At 39.5% G+C, this 13,539-nt stretch carries 12 protein-coding genes; 2 read left to right on the top strand and 10 right to left on the bottom strand.

The genetic code is table 11. The annotated features are described in order from the left end of the window. Positions 1 to 19: 19 nt before the first annotated feature. From KO529_RS09310 to KO529_RS09270, 9 genes are all read right to left on the bottom strand, one after another. Complete coding sequence (locus tag KO529_RS09310) at positions 20 to 352, bottom strand: SUF system Fe-S cluster assembly protein (protein ID WP_093977837.1); 333 nt, start codon at positions 350 to 352, stop codon at positions 20 to 22. A gap of 61 nt (positions 353 to 413) precedes the next feature. Beyond that, complete coding sequence (locus KO529_RS09305) at positions 414 to 836, bottom strand: SufE family protein (RefSeq protein ID WP_215947632.1); 423 nt, start codon at positions 834 to 836, stop codon at positions 414 to 416. Between the two features lie 106 nt (positions 837 to 942). Further along, entirely contained in the window at positions 943 to 2,169 is a 1,227-nt protein-coding gene (locus tag KO529_RS09300; RefSeq protein ID WP_215947631.1) for an aminotransferase class V-fold PLP-dependent enzyme, read from the bottom strand. 42 nt (positions 2,170 to 2,211) lie between these two features. Next, positions 2,212 to 3,528 (bottom strand): Fe-S cluster assembly protein SufD, encoded by a 1,317-nt coding sequence (gene sufD, locus KO529_RS09295; protein ID WP_215947630.1) that lies wholly within the window; start codon positions 3,526 to 3,528, stop codon positions 2,212 to 2,214. 48 nt (positions 3,529 to 3,576) lie between these two features. After that, entirely contained in the window at positions 3,577 to 3,939 is a 363-nt protein-coding gene (locus KO529_RS09290; protein WP_215947629.1) for a four helix bundle protein, read from the bottom strand. A 60-nt stretch (positions 3,940 to 3,999) separates the two neighbouring features. After that, positions 4,000 to 4,752, bottom strand: a complete 753-nt coding sequence (gene sufC, locus KO529_RS09285; protein WP_111622859.1) for a Fe-S cluster assembly ATPase SufC — start codon at positions 4,750 to 4,752, stop codon at positions 4,000 to 4,002. A 146-nt stretch (positions 4,753 to 4,898) separates the two neighbouring features. Further along, complete coding sequence (gene sufB / locus KO529_RS09280; RefSeq protein ID WP_215947628.1) at positions 4,899 to 6,344, bottom strand: Fe-S cluster assembly protein SufB; 1,446 nt, start codon at positions 6,342 to 6,344, stop codon at positions 4,899 to 4,901. A 99-nt stretch (positions 6,345 to 6,443) separates the two neighbouring features. After that, a complete protein-coding gene (locus KO529_RS09275) occupies positions 6,444 to 6,773 on the bottom strand; it encodes a HesB/IscA family protein (protein WP_093977833.1) in 330 nt (109 codons plus the stop codon). Between the two features lie 398 nt (positions 6,774 to 7,171). Next, positions 7,172 to 10,105: a PA14 domain-containing protein gene (locus KO529_RS09270; protein ID WP_215947627.1), complete on the bottom strand. Its 2,934-nt coding sequence runs from the start codon at positions 10,103 to 10,105 to the stop codon at positions 7,172 to 7,174. 312 nt (positions 10,106 to 10,417) lie between these two features. Here KO529_RS09270 and KO529_RS09265 point away from each other — a divergent pair, with 312 nt between their 5' ends. Both KO529_RS09265 and thiL read left to right on the top strand, forming a co-directional pair. Then, positions 10,418 to 11,872: a Gfo/Idh/MocA family protein gene (locus tag KO529_RS09265; RefSeq protein ID WP_215947626.1), complete on the top strand. Its 1,455-nt coding sequence runs from the start codon at positions 10,418 to 10,420 to the stop codon at positions 11,870 to 11,872. Between the two features lie 138 nt (positions 11,873 to 12,010). After that, positions 12,011 to 13,054: a thiamine-phosphate kinase gene (gene thiL / locus KO529_RS09260; protein WP_215947625.1), complete on the top strand. Its 1,044-nt coding sequence runs from the start codon at positions 12,011 to 12,013 to the stop codon at positions 13,052 to 13,054. A gap of 178 nt (positions 13,055 to 13,232) precedes the next feature. On the opposite strand, the gene KO529_RS09255 is transcribed toward thiL, so the two are convergent. Beyond that, positions 13,233 to 13,484, bottom strand: coding sequence for a hypothetical protein (locus KO529_RS09255; RefSeq protein WP_215947624.1), 252 nt, complete (start codon positions 13,482 to 13,484; stop codon positions 13,233 to 13,235). Positions 13,485 to 13,539: the final 55 nt, after the last annotated feature.

Raw genomic sequence — 13,539 nt, 5'->3', positions numbered from 1 at the left:
GTGTCACTGGAAGCCAAAACTATAGCATCCCTAGTTCCAATTTGGCTTCTTCACTCATTAATTCCTGGGTCCAAGGGGGATCAAAAGTAATTTCCACCTCAACATCTTTTAGCTCATCTATAGATTTTACCTTTTCCTCCACTTCCATTGGGAGCGACTCGGCAACCGGACAGTTAGGTGAGGTCAAGGTCATTAGAATTTTAACTTCATTGTCCTCGTTAACGAAAACATCATAAATTAACCCTAATTCATAAATATCCACAGGTATTTCGGGGTCATAAATTGTTTTAAGTACCCTCACTATTTTTTCTCCCAATTCCTGGGTGTCTATAGTTTCTATTTCTTCACTCATTGTTTTAAATATTTATGGCCTGCAAAAGGGGTTAGTGCAACAATCCTTGAGGCAGGACCAATTAATTTAATTGTGTTTGGTATGCCACAGCATACAATTTCAATTGTTTGATCATACTTACCAGGCCATTTGCCCTCGTAGGTGACAAATGCTCCTTTAATCCGATCTCATCTATAAAACTGGTATCTGCATCAATGATATCCTTAGGTTTTTGGTTACTAAAAGCCCTGATCAAAATAGCAATGATACCTTTTGTAATAATGGCATCGCTATCCGCAGTAAAAACTAATCTATCACCTTCCAGTTCTGCATGTACCCAAACCTTGCTCTGACAGCCCTTAATAATATTGTCGTCGGTCTTATACTGTTCCTTGATCATTGGCAGTGACTTTCCGAGCTCTATCATATACTCATAGCGCTGCATCCAATCCTCAAACATAGAGAATTCATCAACTATCTCTTCCTGTATTTCTTTTATACTCATATCAAAATTTTGTGCCCATTGTATAATGGTAACAATTCGAAACAAAAATACAATAAGTAATTTTGCATATCAACTATTTAAAAGATTGAAAATTAACTAAATGAAGTTATGACAGCATTGTTTTTGCACGTCTTACACTAGACACCAATATATCTACTTCTTCCTTGGTATTGTAGAAACTAAAACTTGCCCGTACAGTACCAGGAATTTTGTAAAAATCCATGATGGGCTGGGCACAATGATGTCCTGTTCTTACAGCAACACCAAGTTTATCCAATATACTGCCAATATCATAAGGATGAAGTCCTTCAATATTAAAGGAAATCACGGCTGTTTTTTCTTTGGTATCTCCATAAATTCTTAATCCATCAATGGCCAGAAGTTCTTGGGTCGCATATTGCAAAAGTTCGTGTTCGTATTGGGCAATGGCATCAAATCCAATGGCGTTCATATAATCCAGAGCAGCACCAAAAGCAATACCACCACAAATATTGGGGGTACCTGCCTCGAACTTATGGGGAAGATCGGCATAGGTAGTTTTTTCAAAGCTTACCTCTGCAATCATTTCACCCCCTCCTTGGTAAGGTGGCAGTTTATTTAGCCACTCCTCCTTCCCGTAAAGCATTCCTACTCCAGTGGGACCACACATTTTATGTGCCGAAACAACGTAAAAATCTACATCCAGTTTCTGAACATCCGCTTTTATATGTGGTGCCGCTTGAGCACCATCTATTAAGACGGCAGCACCTACATTGTGTGCAGCTGTTATAATTTTTTCTATTGGATTAATGGTCCCCAAGGCATTTGAAACATGGTTGCAGAATACCAGTTTGGTACGGTTGGAAAGTAATTTATGGTATTCCTCCATAACCAATTTGCCTTCCAAGTTCATTGGAATCACTTTTAAAACAGCACCAGTACGTTCACAGAGCATTTGCCAAGGCACAATGTTGGAGTGGTGTTCCAATGCGGAAACTATAATTTCATCTCCTTTTTCCAATAAAGTGGTAAAACCATTGGCTACTAAGTTTATACCATGGGTAGTTCCGGAGGTAAAAATAATTTCTTGGGACTTAGCGGCATTAAAATGCTTTTGTATTTTCTGCCTTGCTTGTTCGTAAACGTCCGTTGCCTCTTGGGACAGTGTATGAACCCCTCTGTGGATATTAGCATTGTAGTTGCTATAATAATCCACAATGGTATCTATAACCTTTTGCGGGGTCTGGGACGTAGCAGCATTATCCAGATATACCAAGGGATAGCCGTTTACCTTCCTATTTAAGATAGGAAAGTCCTTACGTATGCTCAATATATCGAAAACAGTTTGTATCATGTTAAAAATTCAATGCTGGAAATTACGTTGAATAGAAACTTACTAAAGGTCAAATCCTAAACGAACTCCCAATTTGTTGGCAATTAATTTGTTGATCCTAACCTTTAATTCCGGAATTCGTACACTTTCCAAAACGTTATTGGCAAAGGCGTACATAAGCAATGCCCGCGCTTCTTTTTTCGGAATTCCCCGAGACTGTAGGTAAAATAAAGCCTCCTCATCCAATTGCCCAATGGTACAACCATGTGAACATTTTACATCGTCTGCGAAAATCTCCAGTTGAGGTTTTGTATTAATTGTAGCCTTGTCACTTACCAAAATATTATTGTTCTGTTGAAAGGCATTGGTCTTTTGGGCAATTTTGTCCACAATAATCTTACCGTTGAAAACGCCAGTGGAATTTTCGCCATATATCCCTTTATAATCTTGATGGCTCTCACAATTGGGCTGTATATGATGCACCAAGGTATGGTGATCCACATGTTGTTTTTCCTCAATAATGGTAACCCCCTTCATGGTAGAATCTATACGTTCCCCATTTTGATAAAAATTAAGGTTGTTTCGGGTTAATTTGCCCCCAAAGGAAAAGGTATGAACCTTTACAACACTGCCGTCTTTCTGATCTATATAAGTATTGTCTATCAAGGAGGAAGTTGTTAAATCGTTCTGCACCTTATAGTAATCTACATTGGCATTCTTGGCCGCAAAAATTTCGGTTACCGAGTTGGTAAACACCTCATTGGCCGTTAGACTCTGATGGCGCTCTATAATCTGCATTTCTGCATTTTCCTCTGCGATGATCAAATTTCTAGGCTGCAACAAAAGTGCGGCCTCATTCCCGGTTGAAAAATGAACAATTTCTATCGGTTTTTTTGGAATCTTGTTTTTGGGAATATAAATATAGGCCCCTTCCCTGCTAAAAGCTGTATTCAAGGTAGTCAACGAATCGTCCTTGGATGCTATTTTATTAAAATAAACATCTATTATTTGCTTGTACATGGGCTTGTTCAAGGCCGAACTCATTAGGCATACATCCACTCCATCATGGGTAGTCTCCGACAAAAAAGAACTATATACCCCATCTACAAAGACAATTTTAAAGGTGTCTATTTCATGTAGAAAGTACTTTTTTACATCCCTGTATTCCAACATGCTTTCCTTTTTTGGAAAGATGCTGAAATCTATTTTTTGAAGCGTATTTAGGGAAGTATATTTCCAGGCCTCCTCCTTTTTAGTGGGAAAACCCTTTGTCTCAAAATTCTTGATGGCCTCAGAACGTATATCGTGTACCGGATGATCTACATCCACACTGTTTTCAAATGCCAAGAATGAGGAAACCAATTTTTCTTTTAAATCCATTTTTACAAGTTGTAATGTCTAAATGTCAAATGTTATAAAGTGCCTTGTCTAATTAGACAAATACTTAATAAACCCACTTAACATTTTAGATATATTCTCAATTTTTTCCTTTAATAAAATAAACTCCTTCTCCTCCATATACCCCAAATCCAATGCTAAATACAACTGCGATCTCACCTCTCCCGCAGAGGCTTTTGAAATGTATAGAAAGTGAATAAATTCCTTATTTGTATTTCTTTCAAACCCTTCCGCAATATTGGAACTTGTAGATACCGAAGCTCTCCTAATTTGTCTCTTTAAATCAATATCTTTTTCAAAATCACCCTTATTCGTCAAACCATAAATTGCCTTATTGAAATCCCTACTCTCTTTCCAAGCATTTATTTCTTCAAACGAATTTATTTTGGCCATCTCAAATACACATTCAGAATGCAATTTTGACTTTTAAACTTTCAACATTGAACATTAAAACTATATCACAGTTTCCTGTTTCAACCAATCGTATCCTTTTTCTTCCAATTCCAAAGCAAGGTCCTTAGTGCCCGATTTAACGATCTTTCCGTTATGTAATACATGTACAAAATCAGGTACAATGTATTCTAATAGACGCTGGTAGTGAGTAATTACAATAACGGCATTATCCTTACTCTTTAATTTATTGACCCCATTGGCTACAATACGCAAGGCATCAATATCCAAACCGGAATCCGTTTCATCCAAAATGGCCAATTTAGGCTCCAACATAGCCATTTGAAAAATCTCGTTTCGCTTTTTCTCCCCACCGGAAAAGCCTTCATTAAGGGAGCGTGACAAAAATTTTCTGTCAATTTCCAACATTTCCGACTTCTCACGGATCAATTTCAACATATCCTTGGCTGGCATATCTTCCAGTCCTTTAGCCTTTCTAGACTCATTGATAGCTGTTTTCATGAAGTTGGTCACAGAAACACCCGGAATTTCCACTGGATATTGAAAGGATAAAAATATTCCCTTATGTGCCCTATCTTCAGGTGAGGTGTCTTCTAAATTTTCACCTTCCAAAAATACCTCTCCTTCGGTAACTTCAAATTCTTCCTTCCCGGCAATTACGGCCGCCAAGGTACTTTTCCCTGAACCGTTTGGCCCCATAATGGCATGTACTTCCCCTGCATTCACCGTTAGGTTTATTCCCTTTAATATCTCCTTATCCTCTACTCTAGCGTGTAAGTTGTTAATTTTCAGCATTGTTCTTAATTCTAATTATTTTAAATAATTGGGCGCCTTCGGCATTTTATTAAAATCTTCTTTATACGTTTAAAGAAACGGTGGCGTTTATACAATTTCTTAAAGACCCCTCCTTGACGAAGACAGGACTTTAGAAACTATTTCCTTTATCCTACAGATCCTTCTAAACTTATTTCCAATAATTTTTGGGCTTCCACCGCAAATTCCATTGGCAATTTATTCAGTACTTCCTTACTAAAACCGTTTACGATCAAGGCAATTGCCTTTTCCGTATCTATTCCCCGTTGATTGCAATAGAATATCTGATCCTCGCCGATCTTACTGGTTGTGGCCTCATGTTCTATTTGTGCGGACTTGTTTTTTACTTCTATATATGGAAAAGTATGTGCCCCACATTCGTTCCCCATTAGCAAGGAATCACATTGGGAAAAGTTTCTGGCATTATCCGCCCTACTATTTACCTGTACCAATCCACGATAACTGTTTTGGGACTTCCCGGCCGAGATACCCTTGGAAATAATAGTACTCCTGGTGTTTTTCCCTAAGTGGATCATTTTGGTTCCCGTATCCGCCTGTTGATAATTGTTGGTTACGGCTATAGAATAGAATTCCCCAATGGAATTGTCCCCTTTAAGAATACAGGATGGATATTTCCAAGTGACTGCAGAACCGGTTTCGACCTGTGTCCAAGAAATTTTTGCATTCTTTTCGCACAATCCTCTTTTGGTTACAAAATTGAAAACACCACCTTGACCCTCCTTATTTCCAGGGAACCAGTTTTGAACAGTTGAATACTTAATTTCGGCGTCATCCAAAGCAATCAACTCCACCACTGCGGCATGCAATTGATTTTCATCACGCGAAGGAGCGGTACATCCTTCCAAGTAACTTACATAACTTCCTTCATCAGCAATTACAAGGGTTCTTTCGAACTGCCCGGTTCCAGCCTGATTGATTCTAAAATAGGTGGAAAGTTCCATAGGGCAGCGAACGCCTTTTGGGATATAACAGAAAGACCCATCGGAAAAAACCGCTGAGTTAAGGGCCGCATAAAAGTTGTCCTTTTGCGGAACTACAGAACCTATATATTTTTTGACCAGTTCAGGGTGCTCTTTAATGGCCTCTGAAATGGAACAAAATATGATTCCCTTTTCGGCCAGTGTCTTCTTAAAGGTGGTAGCAACCGATACCGAATCCATTACGATATCCACAGCCACTCCCGCTAATTTCTTCTGTTCGTCCAAAGAAATACCCAATTTTTTGAAAGTGTCCAGCAATTCCGGATCTACCTCGTCCAAACTATCGTACTTCGGTTTCTTATTAGGTGCGGAATAATAGGAAATAGCCTGAAAATCTGGTTTTTTATATTTAACATTGGCCCATTCGGGCTCCACCATTTCCTTCCAGATTTTAAAGGATTCCAAACGCCACAGGGTCATCCATTCCGGTTCTTCCTTCTTTTTGGAAATAGCTATTACAATTTCCTCATTTAAACCAATGGGAAACGTATCCGATTCAATATCTGTGTAGAAACCATATTCATACTCTTTGGTTTCCAGTTCCTTCTTTAATTCTTCCTCTGTATATGCCATTCTTCCTAATTTAACAATTGCTCAATGTAACAATTGGTTAATTACTTATCATCTCTAATGTACTCATTGGTACATTTATACTTTTACATCATTACTCCCTTAAAGAGAGAAACTCTCTCCACATCCACAAGTCCTTTGGGCATTGGGATTATTAAATACAAATCCTTTGCCATTGAGTCCCCCGGAATATTCCAGTACGGTACCAACTAGATAAAGAAAACTTTTTTTATCCACTACAATCCGCACTGCGTTATCCTCGAAAATTTTATCGGTTTCCGTGGTCTTATTATCAAAATCTAGCTCATAGGACAATCCACTGCAACCTCCGCTTTTAACACCTACCCGCACGTAATCCTTGCTGGCATCAAAGCCTCCTTCGGCCATTAGGGCCATTACCCTCTGCTTAGCTGTTTCAGATACTTTAATCATTCTTAATTGGATTTAATCTAAATAGTTTACAAATATAGTACATAAGTAGGGTTTTACCATATTTCCTAACATTAATATAACGAATAGCCAAATCAAAATTTCTTATGGACGAAAGGATGATTAAAGTGGACCACTTATTCCAAGTGGATCGTTCTTGGAAACATGGCTTAGATTTTTTAAGGAAACTATGTTTTGGAAGCTTACATTATGGCCCGTACCTAAGGATTGTCCAAAGAAAAAATTAACAAGTGCTACCCATTAGGAATCCATTAAATATCTATACGGATTATCCTTTGGACCAACAGTAAAAACCCATTGACCGGATCTTGCACCGGGTATGGGCCAAATAGCTCCCAATGAATGGCTTAAAATCCTTGGGTACTATAAGGCACCAAGATTTAAGGATTTTTAATTCCAGGGCTATCCATAGGTTTTTGGGTCATGGTGTACCAAGTTTCCGTTGACCAAAGTGATAGGTTATTTTCACTTTTAAAAGGCTTTGTTATGTGTATGTATACCACCCTGTTTTCTTTAATACCGCCAATCTCCAAAAATACTTTTTTCCTATCTGCAGAAAGGTTCACCAATTTAATTGGAAGTCCTTCCACACCCAATTTTGGTCCACCGTAGTCCTCCGTTGCTTCATAATAAAATTGTTGCACCTCAAAAGCATCGGCATTCACCAATTCATCAGAAGCTATCGGCTCAGTAAATTCAATTTCCATACCGTTGCTTTTCGCCCTGACCGCCAACATTTCAAAAGTAGCTTTTTCATTGTATTTAAAGCGATGTAGGGCATACCAAAGTCGCCCCTCATGCCTCCAATTGCCACCGGATCCCACCCCGCCGGCATACAGGTTACCATCAGGGCCCCAGACCGTCCTATTGATACCGGCGTCCAATCCCTGAATAAAACGGAAGACAGCACCCTGTTTTACACCGTCAACCTCATCAATAAACACCCTTTTAATGCCTCCGTGGGTAACATCCCCGTGAATCATTTGATCCTTATACGGTCCGATATTCAAAATGGCAGGTTGACTAGGTGAATTGCTAATTTCGCCATGTGGAAGCCAAACCAAAGGAGGATCTTCCTTATAATCCTTTACCCGCTCCCAATCAGCATGTTTAAATCCATAAAATTTACCCTTTTCCACCCGTACAATCTTACTGGTGGGTATCCAATTGCCCTGGTTGTCCGCCACATAAAGAGCGCCATCGGGTCCTTCTGCAATACCATTGGGGGTTCTAAAACCTTCGGCTATCACTTCAACCTCACTACCATCCTTACTAATTCTCACTACCTTTCCCCTATCCTTTACTTCTTTATATTCAGAGCCCAAATCTGTTGCCAAGGTGGCATAAAAACTCCCCTCTTTATAGACCAATCCAAAGGCAAATTCATGATAATGAGAGGTAACGTTCCAGGAATCACAAACTTTTTGGTATTCGTCTATTACCTCATCACCATCGGTATCTATCAATTTGGTAAGTTCCTGTTTTTGCAGAACATATAGTTCCCCATCTACCATTTTAATTCCCAAAGGCTCGGCCAAACCTTTGGCTATTTGCTTTACTTCTATAGATTCAGGGTCTTCGGTATTGTAATTTTTCAAAATGTACACGGAGCCGGAGGCGTCCCAGGTACAGATGACCATTTTGTCTTTGTCTATAAAATCTATACCGCCTATCCTTGGATGAAATTCCGAGGGTTTGGCCTGAAACATATCGAAAGACGGGTGGACCGCATTCAAAGGCATTTGGTCTCCAGGAACCGTACTCGCCTTTTTTGAAACATAAGGCAATAATTTTCGAAAAGCACTGCTGTCGTGATAAAATACTGAATCCGGGACCACTGTAAACTGCTCCCCATCATTAGACCATTGAAGCGAAAGACCGTAACCTCCACCGCCTTGTTGAAATTGCAACAAGAATTCATTCCACCCCTTTTCCAATACCGCCGATGCGTTTACGGCCTCAGCACCGTGATCTCCTCTGTTATCAATTATTTCGGAACCATTAAGCTTCAATACCGAACCATCATCACTTATTAGTCTAAATGTTTTTTTTACCTTTTCATTAGATTTTATAAACCCTTTAAACTCCATATAGAAATGTTCATTGATTTCTCCCAAAACCCCTGAAGTGGGTAAATGAATTGCAGGTGCAATTCCGTTTAATATTGGCAAGGTGTTCTTGGTAAGGTCTTCATACAGATCCCCACTGTCATTTACCAAATATAAACTTACTGCTGCTCCGGCCTGCTTTTCCTTTTTATCGCCACCCCTTCGATCTTCATTGTCCAAGGCAAAAGTGATGTCGGGTGTATTCAATGCAATATCCACAACCCTTTCCTCGGGTTCGGGCTCACCATCCAAAGACAAAATATAATAGGCCATATTCTGTGCTTCGGACCTAGATATATCAGGATGGGCCGACATGGCGATAGTGCCCCAATTCCCGGTTCCGCCAAGTCTAACTTTATCCGCCAAGGCATCAACAGTGGCCCAATTAAAAGGATATCTCTTAGCAATGGAATCATATGCGGGACCTACCAAGTTTTCGTTTTGAAGATGACAGGCACTACAATCGCCCCCTTCAACTATTTTCCTTCCAACGGCGATCATTCCTAAATCATCCGCAATTGGGGCTGTCCAATCTGCCGGAACAGGATTAAAATACGTCTTAACTACAGTATTTTGGGCAAGCTCCAACCCATTGTTATTTTCACTCCTTTTTGCCCCGTTCACGGTTTCCTTAAATATCAACTTATCGTCAGTACCATAATTCAATACGGCTATCAGGTCTTTGGACGAACCTTCAAGAATAGTAAAGGTCCTAACCAATCCCGAACGACCTTCTTCAAAAGCGTACTCCGGAATTTCACGAATCTTAACCGATTTTCCAGATTTTGATATCAATTCAAGGTTTATTCCTACTTGACCGTTGATCATGGAATAACCCAAATAATTGATTTTTGGAATTTCTACCCCCTCTTGGCTTTTAATCCTCCATTGAGTTTGTTGGGAATCATCCTGCACATGGGCAAAACCAAAACTTGTAGGCTGAATACCGTGTGCTGTAGTATATACGGCTCCCTCATAATTAACCCCGCCTTTCCACACTTTGTATAAATTTCCGGACTGTAGGTTGTAACAGGTATACAAATCCTTATTCAGGGCAACCGTCAACATCCTTGGCTGTTTATCCATAACCGATCTAAACACCCAAGTATCTATTGGTCGATCATAGTTTGATTTACGCTCACATGAGAAATTAACAACTATCAAAAACAAGATAATGGGCAGGTGGGAGAACGTAGTATTTTTCATTTCTTAGTTATATAAAACTTTTAAGTAAAATAAGATTATAGGATATAAATAAATTGATACTTGCTTAAACGATTAAAAAACAAAATTAATTTACGTCAATAAATGTGTTCCTATCCCAATATTATTGAGCTAAGCCACTAATTATCAATACGCAAAATCCATGAAAACCCCTCAAACCCAAAATAGTTTTGAGGCAATAACTGATAAATTAACAAAATATATAGAAATTTATTAAAACATCTTTATGCAGATTACAAAAAATTAATTTAAATTCAAATCCATTTTAAAAAAATAGAAAAACTTTCAAAAATTATGTCCAAAAAAAAGACCGCATTTAGTAACAATTCGCGAAGAGATTTTATTAAAGGTACCGGCTTGGCAACTGCCGGATTTATGATTGTCCCAAGACACGTATTGGGAGGTCCAGGTTATGTTGCCCCAAGTGACAAACTTAATATTGCCGGCATTGGTGCCGGTGGTAAAGGTAGAAGTGATATTGCTTCCTTTGCAGAAAGTCCCAATGTTAATATTGTAGGGCTTTGCGATGTAGATGACAGACAGGCTGTTGAGTCCAGGAAATCGTTCCCAAAGGCAAAATACTATGCCGACTTTAGAAAAATGTTGGAAAATGAAAAGGACAATATTGATGCCGTATCGGTATCAACTCCAGACCACAATCATGCTGTAGCTGCCTATATGGCCATGTCCATGGGCAAGCATGTCTACGTTCAAAAACCATTGACACACGATATCTGGGAAGCTAGAATGCTTACCGAGGCAGCAAAAAAATTCAAGGTAGTTACCCAAATGGGGAACCAAGGTGGCTCAGGTGATGGCGTACGAAAAATGAAAGAACTTTATGATACAGGTATCATAGGTGAAGTACATACTGTAAAATGTTGGACCAATAGGGCTATATGGCCACAAGCACTTCAAACACCAACCAAAAAAGATAAAATACCCAAAGGGTTAAATTGGGACCTTTGGTTAGGTACCGCCGAAATGCGCGATTATAACGATGCCTATCTTCCTTTTGATTGGAGGGGTTGGTCCGATTTTGGAACTGGTGCACTTGGAGATATGGCCTGCCACATAATGGATCCCGTATACCGAATACTGCCTATACTTTATCCTAACCAGGTTGAGTGCAGCGTTTCAGATTCCTTTAAAGGGAAATTTGAAACAGCCGATTATCCTAAGAGTTTTCCGAATTCCAGTAAAATACACCTGAGCTATCCAAGAACCGATGGCAAAGGCAACGTAAAAGTTACTTGGATGGATGGTGGACTTCTACCAGAAAGACCAGATGAAATGGGCGACGACGAAGCTTTGGGCAACTGGGATGGTGGAGTACTATTTATTGGTACCAAAGGCAAATTATTGGCCGACTGTTATGGCGCCAATCCAAGACTCCTTCCTTTATCGCTAAACGAACAATTTGAAGTTGCAGAGACTATTGCGAGAGTTCCGGAAGGCCACTATCTACAATGGGTAAACGCCTGTATGGCGGGTTATGGCAATGCCGAAACCAGTTCTTCATTTGATTATGCCGGTCCTTTTACTGAAAGTATACTAATTGGTAACTTAGCGTTAAAAGCCTATTTTGAAGTAGACCCTAATGCCGATAAGGGCAGTTTCTGGGGAGGCTCAAAATACAACGGAAGAAAACGCTTGTTATGGGATGCTGAAAATATGAGGGTTACCAACTTTGAGGCTGCCAACAAATACGTAAAACGTAATTATAGAGCGGGATATTCTGTGGGATAGACCCTGGGTTATAATTTGATTTAATAGGCCGGACTTTATAAGTATCCTTAAAAATACTTATTTAGGTCCGGCTTTTTTATTGCTTACTTATAGAACCTTTATTAGTGATATAATGGATATACTCCTTATTTTTGCCGCATGATAGAAGACAAAAATCAAGAAAAGACAGGACTGGATCAATTGGGAGAGTTTGAATTGATAAAACATCTTACCAAAGATTTTACCTTACAGCATAAATCTACCCTTAAGGGAATTGGAGATGATGCCGCGGTGTTGGATTTCAAGGACAAGAAAGCCGTAATATCTACGGATCTATTGATAGAAGGAGTGCATTTCGACCTCAGCTATATGCCCCTGAAACACTTGGGCTATAAGTCGGTCATGGTAAATTTATCCGATATCTATGCCATGAACGCCACGGCCACGCAAATAACTGTATCCATTGCCGTTTCCAATAGATTTCCCTTAGAAGCTCTTGAAGAATTTTATAGCGGGGTTGCCTTGGCCTGTGAAATATATAAGGTAGACCTAGTGGGTGGGGATACTACCTCCTCTACCAAAGGAATGTTGGTAAGTGTTACCGCCATAGGAGAAGCCAAGGAAGAGAATATTGTATACAGAAGTGGGGCCAAACCCAACGACCTATTAGTGGTATCAGGGGATTTAGGTGGTGCCTACTGTGGTTTACAGGTTTTGGAAAGGGAAAAGGAAGTTTTCAAAGTAAATCCAAACAATCAACCCGACCTATCACCATACACTTATATTGTAGAACGCCAATTGAAGCCCGAAGCCCGAAGGGATATAAAAGGCTTGTTGGAAAAGTTGGAGATTCTCCCCACTTCTATGATCGATATCAGCGATGGACTTTCCTCTGAAATTTTACATTTATGCGATAAAAGTGAGGTGGGATGTAATTTATTCGAAGATAAAATTCCGTTGGATCCAACTGTAATTTCGGCATGTGAAGAATTTAAAATGGACAGTACACTGGTAGCCTTAAGCGGAGGTGAAGATTATGAATTATTGTTTACCATAGACCAAAAGGACTTTCCAAAAATAAAGGGTAATCCCCATTTTACGGTAGTGGGCCATATGACAGATAAGAATGAAGGTGTTCATTTGGTTTCCAGAAGCAACACCAAAATTCCTATCACTGCCCAGGGTTGGAATTCCTTTTCATAAAGGAAAGGGATCTATTGGGATCATTTAGGAAAAAAGAATTCCCGAAAACCTAGGACGTTCCTTACTTAACTGTCGTGGGGCGCTGGACAGCCAAGAATATGGGCGTTCATTAATTTACGGGAATAACTTCAAAAACTCCGATACCGCTTAAGGTCGGAATTAAGTTGCCAAGCATGGTTTAGGCTACCTGTTGGGTAGCCCTATGTCTTTTCTGATAAATATCTTGTAAGGTATTGTTGATATCCTGCAATTCCGGGGTCAAGTTGGATAGATTTCCACTTACATCCGTAGTTACCTCTTTATTACAATGAACACATTTATATTCCTTGATGTGTAAGGTTACCTTCTTGGATACTATGTAGTGATGTCCAAATATGCTGCAGCAGATAGCGCTGAGTTTTGTTCCATAGTCTGTCATAACTTTCTTCATAATGCAGGTTTTTTAGGTGGCATTGGTAAGGCTTAGGGGACCGTAAAATGCAAAA

This window comes from Arenibacter algicola (assembly GCF_018860365.1).
Classification (GTDB): domain Bacteria; phylum Bacteroidota; class Bacteroidia; order Flavobacteriales; family Flavobacteriaceae; genus Arenibacter; species Arenibacter algicola_B.
The sequence above is the reverse complement of the archived record's forward strand: the minus strand, read 5'-3'. Positions and strand labels throughout refer to the sequence as shown.

Excerpts from the sequence above, each read along its gene's own strand:
- KO529_RS09300 (WP_215947631.1), bottom strand. The coding sequence starts at position 2,169 with ATGATACAAACTGTTTTCGATATATTGAGCATACGTAAGGACTTTCCT.
- sufC (WP_111622859.1), bottom strand. The coding sequence starts at position 4,752 with ATGCTGAAAATTAACAACTTACACGCTAGAGTAGAGGATAAGGAGATA.
- KO529_RS09275 (WP_093977833.1), bottom strand. The coding sequence starts at position 6,773 with ATGATTAAAGTATCTGAAACAGCTAAGCAGAGGGTAATGGCCCTAATG.
- sufB (WP_215947628.1), bottom strand. The coding sequence starts at position 6,344 with ATGGCATATACAGAGGAAGAATTAAAGAAGGAACTGGAAACCAAAGAG.
- sufD (WP_215947630.1), bottom strand. The coding sequence starts at position 3,528 with ATGGATTTAAAAGAAAAATTGGTTTCCTCATTCTTGGCATTTGAAAAC.
- KO529_RS09310 (WP_093977837.1), bottom strand. The coding sequence starts at position 352 with ATGAGTGAAGAAATAGAAACTATAGACACCCAGGAATTGGGAGAAAAA.
- thiL (WP_215947625.1), top strand. The coding sequence starts at position 12,011 with ATGATAGAAGACAAAAATCAAGAAAAGACAGGACTGGATCAATTGGGA.
- KO529_RS09290 (WP_215947629.1), bottom strand. The coding sequence starts at position 3,939 with ATGGCCAAAATAAATTCGTTTGAAGAAATAAATGCTTGGAAAGAGAGT.
- KO529_RS09305 (WP_215947632.1), bottom strand. The coding sequence starts at position 836 with ATGAGTATAAAAGAAATACAGGAAGAGATAGTTGATGAATTCTCTATG.
- KO529_RS09265 (WP_215947626.1), top strand. The coding sequence starts at position 10,418 with ATGTCCAAAAAAAAGACCGCATTTAGTAACAATTCGCGAAGAGATTTT.
- KO529_RS09255 (WP_215947624.1), bottom strand. The coding sequence starts at position 13,484 with ATGAAGAAAGTTATGACAGACTATGGAACAAAACTCAGCGCTATCTGC.
- KO529_RS09270 (WP_215947627.1), bottom strand. The coding sequence starts at position 10,105 with ATGAAAAATACTACGTTCTCCCACCTGCCCATTATCTTGTTTTTGATA.